Source organism: Parahaliea maris, from assembly GCF_008064665.1.
Lineage (GTDB): Bacteria > Pseudomonadota > Gammaproteobacteria > Pseudomonadales > Halieaceae > Parahaliea > Parahaliea maris.
Genome location: NZ_VRZA01000005.1, coordinates 370,624 through 386,712 on the forward strand (window position 1 = coordinate 370,624; position 16,089 = coordinate 386,712).

At 63.6% G+C, this 16,089-nt stretch carries 12 protein-coding genes; 7 read left to right on the plus strand and 5 right to left on the minus strand.

Annotated features, from left to right (window positions below):
* Nucleotides 1-61: 61 nt before the first annotated feature.
* Nucleotides 62-988 carry a bile acid:sodium symporter family protein gene (locus FV139_RS15545; protein ID WP_235898671.1) on the plus strand — a complete coding sequence of 309 codons (927 nt, stop codon included), beginning with the start codon at nucleotides 62-64 and terminating at the stop codon, nucleotides 986-988.
* The gene (locus tag FV139_RS21245; protein ID WP_235898672.1) at nucleotides 989-1,153 is read left to right on the plus strand and encodes a hypothetical protein; all 165 of its coding nucleotides are present in this window, start codon (nucleotides 989-991) and stop codon (nucleotides 1,151-1,153) included.
* Nucleotides 1,154-1,319: 166 nt separating this feature from the next.
* Here FV139_RS21245 and FV139_RS15555 read toward each other — a convergent pair whose 3' ends face one another.
* Complete coding sequence (locus tag FV139_RS15555) at nucleotides 1,320-2,459, minus strand: aromatic ring-hydroxylating oxygenase subunit alpha (protein ID WP_148069373.1); 1,140 nt, start codon at nucleotides 2,457-2,459, stop codon at nucleotides 1,320-1,322.
* 304 nt (nucleotides 2,460-2,763) lie between these two features.
* On the opposite strand from FV139_RS15555, the gene FV139_RS15560 reads away from it, so the two are divergent.
* The 5 genes from FV139_RS15560 (at nucleotide 2,764) to FV139_RS15580 (ending at nucleotide 12,768) form a co-directional block, all read left to right on the plus strand.
* Entirely contained in the window at nucleotides 2,764-5,925 is a 3,162-nt protein-coding gene (locus tag FV139_RS15560) for an efflux RND transporter permease subunit (RefSeq protein WP_148069374.1), read from the plus strand.
* Entirely contained in the window at nucleotides 5,922-7,271 is a 1,350-nt protein-coding gene (locus FV139_RS15565) for an efflux RND transporter periplasmic adaptor subunit (RefSeq protein ID WP_148069375.1), read from the plus strand. Before FV139_RS15560 ends, FV139_RS15565 begins: the two co-directional genes overlap by 4 nt.
* 121 nt (nucleotides 7,272-7,392) lie before the next feature.
* On the plus strand, nucleotides 7,393-8,217 hold the full coding sequence (locus FV139_RS15570) for a mechanosensitive ion channel family protein (protein WP_148069376.1): 825 nt from the start codon (nucleotides 7,393-7,395) through the stop codon (nucleotides 8,215-8,217).
* Between the two features lie 118 nt (nucleotides 8,218-8,335).
* Nucleotides 8,336-9,637, plus strand: coding sequence for an efflux RND transporter periplasmic adaptor subunit (locus tag FV139_RS15575; protein WP_148069377.1), 1,302 nt, complete (start codon nucleotides 8,336-8,338; stop codon nucleotides 9,635-9,637).
* Nucleotides 9,637-12,768, plus strand: coding sequence for an efflux RND transporter permease subunit (locus FV139_RS15580; RefSeq protein WP_148069378.1), 3,132 nt, complete (start codon nucleotides 9,637-9,639; stop codon nucleotides 12,766-12,768). The genes FV139_RS15575 and FV139_RS15580 overlap by 1 nt, the downstream gene beginning before the upstream one ends.
* A gap of 20 nt (nucleotides 12,769-12,788) precedes the next feature.
* Here the strand turns inward: FV139_RS15580 and sppA are convergent, their stop codons facing one another.
* The 4 genes from sppA to arsC are packed head-to-tail and all read right to left on the minus strand — an operon-like array spanning nucleotide 12,789 to nucleotide 16,012.
* Nucleotides 12,789-14,636, minus strand: a complete 1,848-nt coding sequence (sppA, locus tag FV139_RS15585; protein WP_148069379.1) for a signal peptide peptidase SppA — start codon at nucleotides 14,634-14,636, stop codon at nucleotides 12,789-12,791.
* Nucleotides 14,637-14,682: 46 nt separating this feature from the next.
* Complete coding sequence (locus FV139_RS15590) at nucleotides 14,683-15,060, minus strand: DUF2069 domain-containing protein (protein WP_235898673.1); 378 nt, start codon at nucleotides 15,058-15,060, stop codon at nucleotides 14,683-14,685.
* Nucleotides 15,057-15,656 (minus strand): NAD(P)H:quinone oxidoreductase, encoded by a 600-nt coding sequence (wrbA, locus tag FV139_RS15595; RefSeq protein WP_148069380.1) that lies wholly within the window; start codon nucleotides 15,654-15,656, stop codon nucleotides 15,057-15,059. The genes FV139_RS15590 and wrbA overlap by 4 nt, the downstream gene beginning before the upstream one ends.
* Nucleotides 15,657-15,661: 5 nt before the next feature.
* Complete coding sequence (gene arsC / locus FV139_RS15600) at nucleotides 15,662-16,012, minus strand: arsenate reductase (glutaredoxin) (protein WP_148069381.1); 351 nt, start codon at nucleotides 16,010-16,012, stop codon at nucleotides 15,662-15,664.
* Nucleotides 16,013-16,089: the final 77 nt, after the last annotated feature.

Below are 16,089 nucleotides of genomic sequence, written 5' to 3' on the forward strand. Positions count from 1 at the left end.
TCATCCCATTTTGACGGGAATCAGGAATATGCTGGTAAGACTATTCGCCCTCTGGGCACCCGTGGCCGCCGGCCTGGGTTATGCCTGTGCGCCATTATTGCAGCACTCCGGAGATCTGATCGTCCCCCTGTTGACTCTGGTGATGCTGTGCATGGGCCTGAACCTTCGGCCTCGTGATTTCATTGCCTTGAGGGAATGCCGATCTGCATTGCTACTGGGTGTGGTGCTGCAGTTCAGTGTCATGCCTGTTATGGCCTTGCTTATTGCCAGCCTGTTGCAACTCGACAACGAGCTCACGCTGGGCCTGTTACTGGTTGGCTGTGTGGCAGGCGGTACATCCTCCAATGTCATGACCTACATCGCCGGCGGGAATCTGGCTCTGTCCGTCAGCATGACTGCCTGCTCGACGTTGCTGGGTGCGGTACTGACTCCGCTGCTCTTGCAAACGCTTGTCGGCACAACGGTCGAAGTCCCGGTGACAGACATGCTGTTGAGCCTGTTCCGAATCATTCTCGTGCCGGTTGCGACAGGCGTAACCCTGGTTTGGATGTTTCCCCGGGCAGTCAATGCGGTGCAGCAATATCTCGCACCCGCTTCCGTGCTCGCCATACTTTCCATCATTGCCATCGTGGTCGGGATGAATGCGATCCTGTTTGAGACAGCCGGCCTCCTCGTGCTGCTGGCAACACTCGCACACAATGTATCTGGTCTCATGCTTGGCTATGGTGCGGCCCGCCTGCTTCGTTACGATGAGACCGTGTGCCGCACAGTAGCCATCGAGGTGGGGATGCAGAACTCAGGGCTTGCCACCGCCCTGGCGGTAAAGTTTTTTACACCCGCCAGCGCCATGCCAGGGGCTGTTTTCAGCATCTGGCTCAACATTACCGGGTCGATATTTGCCGGCCTGTGCAAGAGGCTCGATCAGGGCGGGGACGCTCGATCTTCCCCGATGCTGAGTGACAGTCACAGCGTAGACAAGGGCTACTAGTTGTCGCAGTTGCAGTTCATCAACATTCTGCCGGGGGAGTCGTCGCAGGCGCTGCACAAGGAAGTGTCGGAAGACATCCGCAGAATGCTGGGTTATTCGATACATCCACCATTTATAGGCATGGTCAATGGCATGCACCCCAAGCGACTGCTGGAGGGCCTCTGAATTGGCGGCAGAACAGGCCCGTCAACGAACCGGCAGGAAAGGCACCCGCGAGCAACTGCTGAAGGCCGCCCGGTAGGAACTGATCACCTGCGACGGCGAACTGGAACTGGCCAGGGCCGCTGGCGTTGAGGGGTGAACGCCCCGCTTCAGACTGTCGCGTTTTGCCTCAGGCAAGGTACCCGTCCACCGTGCGGTTGAACGCCTCCAGCGCCCCCTCGAAGCGGCCGAAGTTCAGGGGCTGCCGAACGCCGCTACTGAATCCGCGCTGAATGCCCTCGGCCAGGTCGAAGTCTTCGATCAGTGTCACCAGGGTGAGTTCGTGGTTCTTTTTCCAGTAAGCCTGGCGCTCCGGGGTGTTGGCTTCGACGGGAACCATCGTCGACAGCACCAGCCGCGTATTGCCGGCATCCAGTGGCTTGCTCTGGATCCAGATAAAGTGGTCCTCCTGCACCAGGAACTGGGCGGTGGCAAAGACGGTGTAGAGCACGTTGGCATGTTCACCGAGGGACCAGTCGCTGGCGGCCTGCTCCCTGATACCCGGCAGCGTGGCCCGGGGCAGGATAGAGCGCATGTGCGGGCCAAAGCAGCGGTAGGAAGACAGGTTGTCCAGGAACAGCGGCGCAATGGTGTTACGGTGAGCCACGCGAAAATGGTAGGCCTCCAACCCGCCCTCCACCAGGAGCTTCCAGTTGGCCGGAATGTCAAGGGTGACACAGTCGAACACGACGTGATCCTGCGCCTGCATTGCCTCCATATCCGCCGCCATCTCGCCCAGGTGGGCGGCCACATCAACGGTTTCGGCCCCCTCCGCCAGGTTCACCCAGATCCATCCGGCATGCACCTCACAGGGCACTGAATGCAGCCCGTGTTCAGCGCGCTCCAGGCCGGGGAAACCGCTCTTTTCGTGGGGAACGGCGATCAGGTCGCCGGCGTTGTTCCAGGTCCAGGCATGGTAGGGGCAGCTGAAGCGGTGCTTGCAACCCGCGGCCTCGGGCACCAGTTGTGCACCGCGATGCCGGCAGACATTGTAGAAGGCGCGCACGTCACCTTGCTCGTCACGGGTGAGCAACAGGGGCGAACCCACCACCTCGACAGTCACGAAAGCCCCCGGCTCCGCCAGTGCAGAAACATGGGCTGCAATCTGCGGCAGGCCGCGGTGGATGCGTTCGCGCTCCCGGTCGAACACCTTCCCCGAGGTGTAGCGATCACTGTCGACTTTCACCCAGTGCTCGTCCAGAAAGGGCGACTTGCTCTGGTGCAGCTGAACCAGTTCGTCCAGCAATTCAACCTGTGTCTGCTTGTCCATGGTGTTGCCTCCAACTGCTACTTACCAAATGGTAGGTCGACACTCTACCCGAACCGGTGGTAGCGCATTTGCGCCGCCTGATACAGGCCCGGCTCGGTTGCTGAACCCGGTGTCCTCCCAATGACGAACCTGCCCGGCGCGGAAACCGGCCTCGGCGCCAGAACGCGATGCGGCAACGATTGACCCCCGCTGCCTCCCCTCTCCCCCATTCATCGCAAAAACCACTCAACTCCCCGCACCTTCCTTGTAAGGAGCCAGTGATGGGGTGTTATATCCATGTATAACACCTGCAGGGGATTATTCCATGGCAACGCCAGCAACCGATCGGGACACTAACGCCCATTACCTGATCGATACCTTTACCCGCCACCCGCTGGCCGCGAACCTGTTGATGGTGATGCTGGTGCTGGCCGGTATCTGGGGCCTGCGTCAGCTCACTGTGCAACTCAACCCGCCCCAGCCCAGTCATAGCGTCAGTGTCGACATCAGCTGGCCCGGGGCCGCGGCGGAAGACGTCGAGCAGTTGATTACCCAGCCGGTGGAGTACCAGCTGCGCAGCCTGCAAAACCTGAAAAGCCTCACCTCCACCACCGTGGAGAGTCACAGCAACATCCGCCTGGAGTTCGAACGCGGCACCGACATGGGGCTGGCCACCGACCGGGTCAAGCAACAGGTGGCCCAGACCCGCGACCTGCCCGCTGATATGGAAACCCCGGTAGTGAAAACTGCCGAGCGCCTGGAAACCGTAGCCGCCCTGCTCCTGGCCGGCACCGACTCACTGGAGGAGCTGGCTCCCCTGGCCCGGGATATCGAGAGCCAGTTGCTGGCGCGCGGCGTCGACCAGGTGGAATTCCGCGGGGTGCCCGAGGAGGAAATTGCTATCCAGGTGGACAGCAAGACCCTGTTCGCCCTCGGTATGCCCCTCAGTGAAATCGCCCGCCGGATACTCGACAACAGCGCCGACGTGCCCGCCGGCAGCGCCGGCAGCGGCCAGCTGGAGCGCAAACTGCGCAGCCTGGAGCAGCGTCGCAGCGCCCAGGGCTTCAGCGAACTGCCCCTCACCACCGGGTCCGAGGGTCCGCTGCTGCGCCTGGGGGACATCGCCGACATCGAGCGCCGCCAGCGCGACAACCAGCGCCATCTGCAATATCAGGGCAAGCCGGCCATCACCCTGATCCTGCGTCGGGCTGCCGGTTCCGACATCATGGATGAGGCCGACATTCTCCACCAGTGGTACGCCGAGAACCACGACAAGCTGAAGGAGCAGGGCATCGAAAGCGTCATCTGGCTGGAGGCCTGGCGCTTTGCCAAAGAGACCCTGATGCTGGTGTTCAACAACGGCCTCGGCGGCCTGATACTGGTGATCGCCACCCTCTACCTGTTCCTCAACGCCCGGGTGGCGGGCTGGGTCACCGCAGGGATTCCGGTCTCCTTTCTCGGCGCCCTGGCCGTGTTCCACTTCCTCGGGGGTTCCATCAACTTCATCAGCCTGGTCGGTGCCGTGATGGCGCTGGGCATTGTGGTGGATGACGCCATTGTGGTGGGAGAACACGCCCTGTCCCGGTTCGAGTCTGGCGCCAGCCCGGAGCAGGCAGCCGCAGACGGTGCCCAGCACATGTTCGCGCCGGTCATGGCGTCGTCGTTGACCACGCTGGCGGCGTTCCTGCCGCTTATCGTGCTGGACGAACCCTTTATCCGCGAAATACCCCTGTTGATGGTCTGCGTGATCATTGCCTCCCTGGTGGAATGTTTCCTGATCATGCCCGGGCACCTGCGCCACAGCTTCCAGGCCATGCAGAAACAGCGCAAGCCAGCGCGCTTCCGCGCGGCCTTCGACCGCCGTTTCGCCTGGTTCCGGGACGACGTGTTCAGCCCACTGTTACTGCGCGCCCTGGGCAATCGCCGGGCGGTACTGGCCCTGTCCCTGGGAGCCTTTGTAGTCGCGCTGAGCCTGCTGGCCAGTGGCCGGGTGAAACCGGAGCTGAATATCAGCCTCGACTTCGAGTTTGCCGACGCCTATCTGCAGTTTGCCGCTGGCGCCACCGAGCAGGATAAACAGGCCGTACTCGACGACATGGAGCGGGCACTGCTGGCCACCAACGAGCAGTTCGGCGGAGAAGTGATCGTGACCCACGTACCCCAGCGCAACTGGGCGCACCTGGAGCAGCAATCGAGAACCGGACCGCAATACGCGGCAATCTGGGTGGAACTGGTGCCACCGAACGAGCGCGACGTAAGCCTGGCCGAGTTCTCCGCAGCCTGGCAGGAGCGCATTACCCCGAGCCCCTGGGTGGAAACCCTGCACTTCAGCAACGGCGAGGACAACTGGCCCGACCTGCAGCTGTACTTTTCGGGGGCCGACGTGGAGAGCCTGAAAGCCGCCGCGGAGGAGCTTGCAAGCCACCTGGCACGGGTACCCGGAGTGAACAACATCTTCGACGACCTGCCCTACGGCAAGGAACAGTGGGTCTTCAGCCTCACCACCGAGGGCCGCGCCGCCGGCCTCACCACCGCCGACATCGGCCGCCAGTTGCACGCCGCCTATGAAGGCTACCGCCTGCAGATCTTCACCGAGGACCGGGCAGAACTGGAAGTTCGCCTGTCGCTGCCCGCCGCCGAGCGTTTCGACCTGGCCACCATCGCCCAGCTGCCGGTGAGCACCCCCGCGGGTGAAGTGCTGCCCCTGTCGAGCGTAGCGGAGGTCAGCACCCGGCGCGGCATCGAGCGCATCAACCACCGCGATGCCCGCCAGGTCATCAATGTCTACGGCAGCGTCGACCGCAAGCAGAACACCCCAATGGCGGTGATCGCCGAGCTGGAAGAAAACGTCATTCCCGACATCACCCAGCGCTACGGCGTGACCTACGGCCTGGGCGAGCGCTCCGCCGAGGAAGCCGCTGTCTTCCAGGACATGCTGCTGGGAGCTGTGATCGGGCTGGTGTTGATCTACCTGATCCTGGCATGGATCTTCGCCTCCTGGAGCTGGCCGCTGGCCGTCATGCTGGCCATTCCCCTGGGGCTCACCGGCGCCCTCGCCGGACTGCAATTACTGGGACTCAATCTCGGGGCCATGGCCATCATGGGCCTGTTTACCCTGACCGGGGTCATCGTCAACGACTCCATCATCCTCATCAACGCCTACAAGGCGAACCGGGAGGCCGGCCAGCAGGTGGACGAGGCGCTCCTGAGAGCCTGCCGCGAGCGCCTGCGGCCGGTGGTACTGACGTCGCTGACCACCGCCTTCGGGCTGGTGCCGATGATGCTGGAGAGCTCGCCGATCGGCCAGGTCATGGCACCCCTCGCGGTCGCCATCTGCTTCGGCCTGCTGTATGGCTCCACCCTGATTCTGTTCACGATTCCGGCGGTACTGTCACTGCTGGAGAGCCTGTCCCGGCGCCTGGCACGGCGCCGGCAGGCAAAACACCACCACACCGCTGACACCGGCCTTGCAGGAGCAAACTCATGAATACCGGTACATTCAGGCAGTGGGGCCGCCGCCTCGCCGACTACCTGCCCCGCCCCAGCCGTAAAAATCGCGTACTGCTGATGATTCTCGGCAGCGCCGGGCTCGCCACCTTCGCCCTGCTCGCCACCGCACCACAGCCCCCCGAGCCAAAAGTCGAGGAAAAGGTGTGGCCGGTCAGCGCGGTGGCAGTGGCAACAGCCAGCCTGTCCCCGGAGCTGATGCTGTTCGGTCGGGTGGAAAGCCCCCATCACGCAGCCCTGCGCAGTGACGGCAGCGGCGATGTGTTGAGCGTGCATGTACGGGAAGGTGACCGGGTGAGCCGGGGCCAGCTGCTGGTCAGCCTGGATCGCGAGCACGCCAGCCTGGCGCTGGAGCAGGCCGAAGCCAACCTGGCGGATGCCGAGTCGGCCTTTGCCTCTCTGCAGGCGGACATTCGCGCGGAGAAGCGGGTGCTCGCCCATATGGAAGAGCTGTACAACCTGACCAGCGCCAAGGCGGAACGCCTGAAAGGGCTCAACCAGCGCCAGCTCATCGCCACGGAACACATGGAAAATACCCTGCAGGAGGTCGCGCGGCAGGGCATCGAACTGGCGCGGCAGCAGGCCCGGGTCGAGAAACACCCGCAGCGACTGGCCCGTGCCGAGGCGGCCGTAAACCGCGCCAGGGCCCAGCGTGACGACAGCGAGCTGCGTCTCGAGGACACCAGCGTTTACGCACCCTTCGATGGACGGATCTCGGCAGTCACCGTGGCCCCTGGCGACCGGGTGGACACGGGCTCTCCCCTGCTGTCGCTCTATGACACCGGCGCCCTGCGGATCCGCGCCTCCCTGCCGGCGGCCAACCTCGACACTATCAAACAAGCGCTCAACGCGGGGCAATCACTGGAGGCCTACGCCGACAACAGCGACGCAGCGCTGTCACTGGACACCCTGGCCGCCGCAGTGGGAACCGGCCGCAGCGGTGTAGACGGCCTGTTCAGCCTGCCAGCCGATGACAACAACCTGGAACTTGGCCGCGCCGTAGCACTGCGTCTGGTGCTGCCGCCAGTCGATGAAGCGATTGCCCTGCCGATCCAGAGCCTGTACGACAACCGTCGCATTTTCCTGATCGAGAACGAGCGGCTGCGGGCCCTGGAGGTCAATCCGGTCGGCCAGCGCAGCAAGGCCGACGGCGGCCTCGAAGTCCTGGTACAGGCGGGTCAATTGACGGCGGGAAGCGAGGTGCTGGCCACCAGCCTGCCTCGGGCCACCACCGGCCTGAAGGTGCAGACAGTGGCCGCCGTCGTCGCCCGGCACGATGCCCTTCATAACGCGCAGCAGACCGGGCAGCCGGGCGGGGCGGGGTGAATCAATTTCGTATCAGTTAGCGGCAACGCGAACTGTTTAACAGTTCGCAGTTGGGCAGTGCCGCACAAATTGGCTATATTCGGGTGATACTTTGTGACTTCACAGGCCAGGAGCCCGATTCATGGACAATATCGACCCGACCACCTTGCTGCAAACCTACGTGATTCCCTGGGGAATCAAGATCGTTCTGGCCCTGGTCATCTTTGTAGTGGGCCGGATGGTCGTGAATGCCGTGGTGGGAGCCGTCAACAAATTCATGCAGAATCGCGGCATGGACGAGGTACTGGTGCGCTTCCTCGCCTCGATCATGCGCTGGGTCCTGCTGCTGTTCGTAGTGATCGCCGCGCTCAGCCAGCTCGGTATCGACACCACCTCCCTGATCGCCCTCCTCGGTGCCGCCGGCCTCGCCATCGGCCTGGCCCTGCAGGGCTCACTGTCCAATTTCGCCGCCGGGGTGATGCTGATTATCTTCCGGCCCTTCACCAAAGGGGATTTCGTGGAAGCCGGGGGTGCGATGGGCGTGATTGACAGTATCAGTATCTTCACCACCACCCTGACCACCCCGGACAACAAGGTGGTGATCGTGCCCAACGGTGCCATCCTCGGCAACAACATCACCAACTTCTCCACCAAGCCCACCCGCCGCGTCGACATGGTGTTTGGTATTTCCTACGGCGACGACATCCGCAAGGCCAAGGAAATCCTGGAGAGCATTGTGGCCGCCGACAGCCGCATCCTGCCCGAGCCCGCTCCGGTGATCGCACTGGGAGAACTGGGCGACTCCTCAGTCAACTTCCTGGTACGCCCCTGGGTGAATTCAGCGGATTACTGGGCGGTACTGTGGGATACCAACGCGGCGGTGAAGACCCGCTTCGACGCCGAGGGCATCAGCATTCCCTTCCCGCAGATGGATGTTCACATGCAACAGCCCGAAAAAGCCGCCTGATCGGCGCAGTTACCGGGCCTTCATTACAAGTATTTCACAGCCGGCAACCGCCGGCTGTGATATAACTGCGGTTCATTTCAACTCCCGCGTAACGCGGGAGTTCTGATCGGTATACGCAGTGGCGCTCACAAAGAAACAGTTATCTCTTTCCTTCCTCATGCTGGGCTCTGCAGTCGCGGTGACCTACCTGCTGTACCTTGGCCGGCCCTCCACCAAAATCGCCGAACCTGTCTATGTGCCGGTCACCGTCGATGTCGCGGAAGCGGTCATGGAAACCATCCGCATCCCGGTCCAGGCCCAGGGTACTGTCACTCCACTGCGTCGCACCGACCTGATCGCCGAAGTGGCGGGCCGGGTCATCGAGGTGTCCGATACGTTCAATGTGGGCGGCTTTGTCGCCGAGGGCGAAGTGCTGTTGCGCATCGACCCCCGGGATTACCAGACTGCGCTGCTGCGTGCCCAGTCGGCCGTCGCCTCGGCGGAGAGCGCCCTGGCACAGGAAAAAGGCCGCGCCCAGGTGGCAGAGCAGGAATGGAAGAAGCTTCCCGCCGGCAGCCAACGCAGCCCGGAGGCGAAAGCACTCTACCTGCGCAAGCCTCAGCTCGAGCAGGCGGAGGCACAGTTGCTCGCGGCCCAGGCAGATCTCAGCACTGCCCGGGACAATCTGGGACGCAGCGTCATACGCGCGCCCTATGCCGCCCTGATCAGTGGCAAATCGGTAGAACTGGGGCAGTATGTCAGCCCTGGCTCGCCCCTGGCAGAAGTCTTCTCGATTGGTGTCGCCGAGGTGCGCCTGCCCATTCCCCAGGGCAAATTGGAGTACCTGGAACTGCCAGAACTCGGCAACAACAACCGGGCGGCTCCCATCGATCTCTACACCGATATCGGCGGCAACGTGACCCACTGGCCGGCTACCCTGCAGCGCAGCGAGGGCGTCTTCGACGAGCGATCGCGAGTACTCTACGCCGTTGCCCGCGTGGAAGACCCCTACGCCCTGGAACACCCGGAGCGCACCCCGCTGCGCATCGGAACCTTCGTCAACGCCAATATCAAGGGCCGGGCCCTGCCAGACCTGATTGCCCTGCCCCGCCACGTACTGCGCGCCGGCAACCAGGTCTGGGTCGTCGATTCGCAGCAACGCCTGCGGGACCGCAAAATCAGCATCCTGCGCACGGGCGGGGACCTGGTATACGTGTCCGACGGACTGGAAGCCGGTGAACTGGTATCCCTGACCAGCCTCGATCCCTCGCTGACCGGTTCTGAAGTGAAAGTCGTCTCTCGCCGGGGTAGCGACATCATTCGTCTGGAATACCAGGCCGAGCCCGCCGCCGCCAGCAAGGCGGTCGGTCGCAAGGAGACCCCCGCACCGCCAACGGACGCCAGCCAGGCCACCGCGTCGACGGCCGGCCGGGAAGCCTGATGAAAACCGAGACACCCACCGGCGTCATCGCCTGGTTCGCTCGCAACCCGGTGGCGTCTAACCTGTTGATGATCATCATCATGGTGGTGGGACTCGGCAGCGCGTTCACCATTCAGCGCGCCATGTTCCCGACTTTCGACATTCGCACCATTTTTATCAACATGTCCTACCCCGGCGCCCCGCCGGAGGAAGTCGAGCAGGGCATCGTGCTGAAAATCGAAGAGGCCATCAACGACATCGACGGCATCAAGCGGGTGGAGTCCGACGCGCTAGAATCTCACGCCCGGGTCATGATCGAACCCCTCGATGGCACCGACGTCAACGAACTCCTCGATGACATCAAGAACCGCATCGACGCCATCCTGTTTTTCCCCGAAGAAGCGGAAAAACCCATTATCAGCCAGCCCGAAATCATGTTCCCGGCCATGACCCTGCAGGTGTCTGGCCCCCTCAGTGAGCGCAGCATGAAGACCCTGGCGGAGGAAATCCGCCGCGAACTGCTGACCTACCCGGAAGTGTCAGCGGCCAGCATCGTCGGTGCCCGCGATTTCGAGATTTCCATCGAGATTTCGGAACAACTGCTGCGGGAATACCACCTCTCCCTGGGCGAGGTGGCGAACATCATCTCCAGTTCTTCCCTGGACCTGCCCGCGGGCTCCGTGCGCACCGAGCACGGCGATATCGCCCTGCGCACCCTGGGACAGGCCTACGTGCAGCAGGATTTCGAGAATATCGTGTTGCGCACGAACCCGGATGGTACCCGCCTGCTGCTCAGGGACATTGCCACCGTAAAAGATGATTTCGAGGAAGCGAAGGGTTTTGCCACCTTCAACGGCCGCTACTCCCTGGGGCTGGAACTCTTCGCCATGGGCGAACAGGACATCATCAAGACAGCGGATGTCGCCAAAGCCTACATCGAGCGGAAGAACGCCGAACTGCCCGAAGGCGTCAGCATCGAAACCTGGGCTGACTCCACCTATTACCTGAAAGGGCGCCTGGGCATGATGATGGGCAACCTCGCCATGGGTGCCCTGCTGGTGTTCCTGATCCTCGCCCTGTTCCTCGAGATCAAGCTGGCGTTCTGGGTGATGCTGGGCATCCCGGTGTGCTTCCTCGGCGCCATGGCGATGATCAACACCCCCTACATCCACGCCAGCCTGAACATGATCAGCATCTTCGGCTTTATCCTGGTGCTGGGGATTGTGGTGGATGATGCCATCATCATGGGGGAGAGTGCCTACTCGGAAACCGAGCGCCACGGGCACAGCATCGACAACGTGATCCGCGGCGTGTACCGGGTCTCGACCCCGGCCACCTTCGGCGTACTGACCACCATCGTGGCATTTGCCCCCACCCTGTTCATGGAAGGCATATTTGCCGCCATGCCCGCAGCCTGCGGCTGGGTGGTGATCCTGTGCCTGGCGTTCTCGCTGGTGGAATCGAAGTGGATCCTGCCGGCCCACCTCGCCCATAGCGCGCCGACCCGCAACCGCCTGCTGCTGTATATCGACCACATACAGGAAGTGGTCAACGACCGGCTCAAGCATTTCGTGGAATACCGCTACGCGCCCTTCGTTGCCCGCTGCGTCCGCAACCGCTACCTGACGGTGGCCTCATTTGTATCCGGACTGATCCTGTGTGGTGGCCTGCTCGCGGGGGGCATTGTGCGCACGGTAATCGCACCGGACATTCCCGGCGAGTTCCTGCATGCCGAAGTCACCATGAGCGAGGGCGTCCCTGAGCAGCGTACCCTGGCGGCCGTCCAGAGGGTTGTGCGGGCTCTGGAAGAGGTCGAGGAAGAGCACCAGAGCACAACCGGGGGCGAAAAACTCATCACCCACATCTTCGCCTATGGCACAGACCAGATATCCGGCGGCGTGGATGTCGAACTGACCAAGGAAGACAAGCGTTCCATCAGTACCCGGGAAATCGAGCGCCGCTGGCGCGAGAAGATCGGCTACATTCACGGCACCAAGGTATTGGCCATTTCCAGTGCCGACGGGCCGAAGTTCGGGCCCAGCATCGCCTTCGACCTGATGCACAAGGACTTCGATACCCTGCGCGCCGCCGCCGAGGAACTGGAAGAGGCACTGCGTCACTACGAGGGGCTCTACGATATCCGCAACGGGGCGAGCGATACCCGGGACGAATTTCATATCGATATCCTGCCCGAGGGCGAGGCGCTCGGCCTCACCCGCTACGACCTGGCCAGCCAGGTGCGGCACGCCTTTTACGGCGCCGAGGCCCAGCGTATCCAGCGCGGTATCGACGAGATCCGGGTCATGGTGCGCTACCCCCGGGCCGACCGGGAGACCGTCAGCAGCCTGCACGACATGTACATCCGCACCCCCGACGGCAGCGAAGTCCCCTTCGGCTCGGTGGCACGCCTGAGTGTGGAGCAGGGCCTGCTCAAGGCCACCCATATCAACTTCCAGCGCGCCGCCGAGGTCACCGCCGAGGCCAACAAGGACCTGGTGGAGCCCAGCCGGGTGATGACCGACATCCAGCAGCGGGTGCTCCCGCAGCTGATGCAGAAATACCCGGGCCTGAGCTGGGGCATCTCCGGCCTGGCGGATGAAGAGGCCAAGATGGCCCGCAGCATGGTGATCGGCTTCAGCCTGGCGCTGTTCGGCATCTACGCGCTGCTGGCAGTGCCGACCAAATCCTACCTGCAACCGCTCATTATCATGGGGGTCATTCCCTTTGGGGTGATCGGCGCAGTGGTGGGCCACTGGATCACCGGCTACCCGCTCTCGATGATGTCACTGATGGGGGTCATCGCCCTGTCCGGGGTCGTGGTCAACGACAGCCTGATCCTGGTGGATTACATCAACAAGGCAATCCGCGACGGGGTTGCCCCCCTCACCGCGGTGATGGACGCCGGTACTACCCGCTTCCGCGCCATCCTGCTCACCTCCCTGACCACCTTCTTCGGCCTGGCGCCAATGCTGCTGGAGCGCAGCGTCCAGGCCCAGGAGATCGTGCCGATGGCTGTGTCCCTGGCCTTTGGCATTGTCTTCGCCACGGTGATTACCCTGCTGCTGGTCCCGAGCCTGTACATGATTCTCGACGACCTGGCACAGTGGCAGGCAAAACGGACTGCGAACGCGGAGCCCAACCCGGCGCTATAAGGAGTGGTACACCGGACTCCCTAGAGCGGGCCGGGGCAGGCCAGGCAGCGCATGTAGAGATGGGCGGGATCGCGCAGGGAGACGATCAGGTCCGCGGCTTCCTGCAGTGGCGCAAGCAGGCGTTCGAGACTTGCGGTGCGCGGCACCAGTGCTTCCAACCCCATCGGGCTGGCCCGTTCCGACAGCTGCTGCAGCAGCAGCTCCCGCGGCGACAGGGGCTGGTTGATGTATTCCACTTCGGGGGCGTCTAGACCGGCCAGCTCGGCGGCGGCGGCAACCGCCTCCCGCAGGGAACCCAACTCATCCACCAGGCCCTGCTCGCGGGCATCCGCCGCGCTCCACACCCGGCCCTGGGCCACCGCGTCCACCTGCTCCACGGTCATGCCTCGGCCCTCGGCCACCAGTTCCAGAAAATTGCGGTAGGTAAATTCAACCGAACTGGTGAGGGCGCTGGCCACCTGCTCGTTCAGGGGCCGGTCCACCCGCAGGGAGCCGGCGAGGTCGGTGGTACCCACACCGTCGGTGCTGACCCCCAACCGCCCCATCAGGTCCTCGAAGGTAGGGATCGCCGCGAAAACCCCGATACTGCCGGTAATGGTAGCGGGGGTGGCGAAGATACGATCGGCACTGGCGGCGATGTAATAGCCCCCTGAGGCTGCCACAGAGCCCATCGAGACAACCACCGGCAGGCCCCCCGCCTGCACCTCGAGAACCGCCTGGCGAATGACTTCAGACGCGAAAACACTGCCCCCACCACTGTTCACCCGCAGCACCAGGGCCTTCACCCCGTCCCGGGCGGCAGCGTCGCGGATCAGCCAGGCAAGGCTGTCGCCGCCAATGGAACCCGGCGGTTGTTCCCCCGGCAGGATATTGCCCTCGGCGGTGACCACAGCCACCCGGTCGGTGTGAGGTTCAGACAGGGACAGGGGCCGCTGGCGCCTGACGTAATGTTCGAAGGTGATGGCCTCGTAGCGATGCTCGGCATCCCGGGCGCCCACCAGGTCGGCCAGGTAATCGTTGGACTGGCTGTGGGGCATCAATTCATCCACCAGGCCGGCGGCCCGGGCCGCCTTCGCGGTGTCGCCCCCCTGGGCCCGGAGGGCGGCAGCGTAGCCGTTGACGTAGCTGTTCACCGCCCCGGGTTCAAGCCCGCGGCGCTGTTCCACTTCATCGGTATAACGCTGCCACAGGTCCGTGAGCCAGCGTGCGGTAATTTCGCGCTCCCCCGGCGACATGTCGTTGCGCAGGTAGGGCTCCGCAACCGACTTGTGCTCACCGGCCTTGAACACGTGGACGTTCACGGAAAGTTTATCGAGGGCGTCGCGGAAGTAATTGCGATAGCTGCCAAAGCCCTCCAGCGCTACCGCGCCGAAGGGGTGCAGAATCAGGGTGTCGGCCTGGCTCGCCAGCAGGTACTGGTCCTGGGTGTAGTAGTCGCCCCGGGCGATAATGGGTTTGCCGGAACTGCGAAAGGCCTGCAGCGCTTCGCGAATTTCCAGGGTCTTGCTCATACCCACCGACATCAGGCCGTCCAGCTCCAGCACCAGCGCGTTGATTCGGGGGTCTTCCGCCGCATAACGGATGGCGTCGAGCACGTCGCGCAGCAGCACCTCGTGACTGGACGGATTGGCCTGTCCGGCCAGGGCGACGAGCGGGTCGACCGGCGAGCGCTCTTCCACCACCACCCCGGTGGGGTTCAGCAGCAGGGCCGCTTTTGCTGGCAGCGGTTCCGGCCCGCCACCGGAAAAGACCAGGTAGAGCACCACCAGCATCAGCAGGAACACGATATTGGCCAGGGCCTGGCGGACCCGGGTGACAAAATTCCACAACCCGCCAAAGAACCGGCGCAGGGCCGAGGGCTTACTCATGGTTTCTCTCCGTAGTAACTGCCTGCCGTAGTAACTGCCTGCCGGATCAGGCCGGGGGGGCTGATCCGGCATTGAGTTCACGCGACCGCCAGCGCACATAGAGCATGGCGGCACAGAACAGGCTGACCACCGCAAGCATACCAACGATGGCCAGCGCACTCCCGGGAATTGCGAAGAGACGTTCCACCAGTGCGATGAAGTACAGCAGGCACACAAAACACAGCCAGATGTAGCTGCGCAGCCGGTCGCGCAGCATACCGGGCAGAAACAGCAGCAGGGGCAGCAGCTTGCCCAGCCAGATCACTGCGGGCACGCCGTTCATGGCGGCATCCAGCACCTGCTGGACAAACAGGACGATCCAGGCGGACCAGGTGATAATCCAACACAGGCGCGACAGGCCTGCCCGTGGCGACGCTGCACTCACGCCGCCAGCCTCGCGGCGAGGGAGGCCACGCGACGCCCCAGCGCCCGGCACAAGGCGGCTTCGGTATCGTCCACCGGGCGGCTGTTATCCTGCCCCGCCCAGTGCGAGGCGCCGTAGGGCGTGCCGCCGGAGGTGGTACTCAGCATCCCCGGTTCGCTATAGGGCAGCCCCGCCAGCACCATGCCGTGGTGAAGCAGGGGCAGCATCATGCTCAGCAGCGTGGTTTCCTGGCCACCGTGCAGGCTGGAGGTCGAGGTGAACACCCCCGCCGGCTTATCGATCATTGCCCCGCTGAGCCACAGGCCGGAACTGCCGTCGAGAAAGTACTTCATCGGCGCCGCCATGTTGCCAAAGCGGGTCGGGCTGCCGAGTACCAGCCCGGCGCAGTCGCGCAGGTCGTCCAGTTCACAGTACAGCGGGCCGTCTTCCGGTATTTCCGCGACGCTCTGTTCACTGGCGGCCGATACCGACGGCACGGTGCGCAGGCGCGCCTCCATACCTGACACGGTAGCCACGCCGCGCGCAACCTGCCGCGCCATCTCCGCCACCGCCCCGTGGCGGCTGTAGTAGAGCACCAGAATGTAGGGATCAGCCACGGGTTTCAGTCCAGCAGCGCCAGCACATTTTCCGGCGGCCGGCCCAGCACCGCGCGCTCACCGCGAACCACAATCGGGCGCTCGATCAGTTTGGGGTGACTGGCCATGGCGGCCACCAGCTCATCGTCGCTGCTGCTGGCGCCCAGCCCCAGTTCCTTGTACTCGGCCTCGCCCTTGCGCAGCAGTTCCGCGGGCTGCTTGCCCAGCTTCGCCAGCAGGTCACGCAGCCCCGCCGCGTCCGGCGGGGTCTCGAGATACAACACCACCTCCGGCTCTACCCCGTGCTCCTGCAAGAGGGCCAGGGTATTGCGAGACTTGGAACAGCGGGGATTGTGGTAGATCTGGAATTCGCTCACGGGTTTCTCCGGACAGGCTCAAAAGCCCGGCAGTATAACAAAGCCGGCGCCGGGCCACGGAAGACAATACTCGCCTC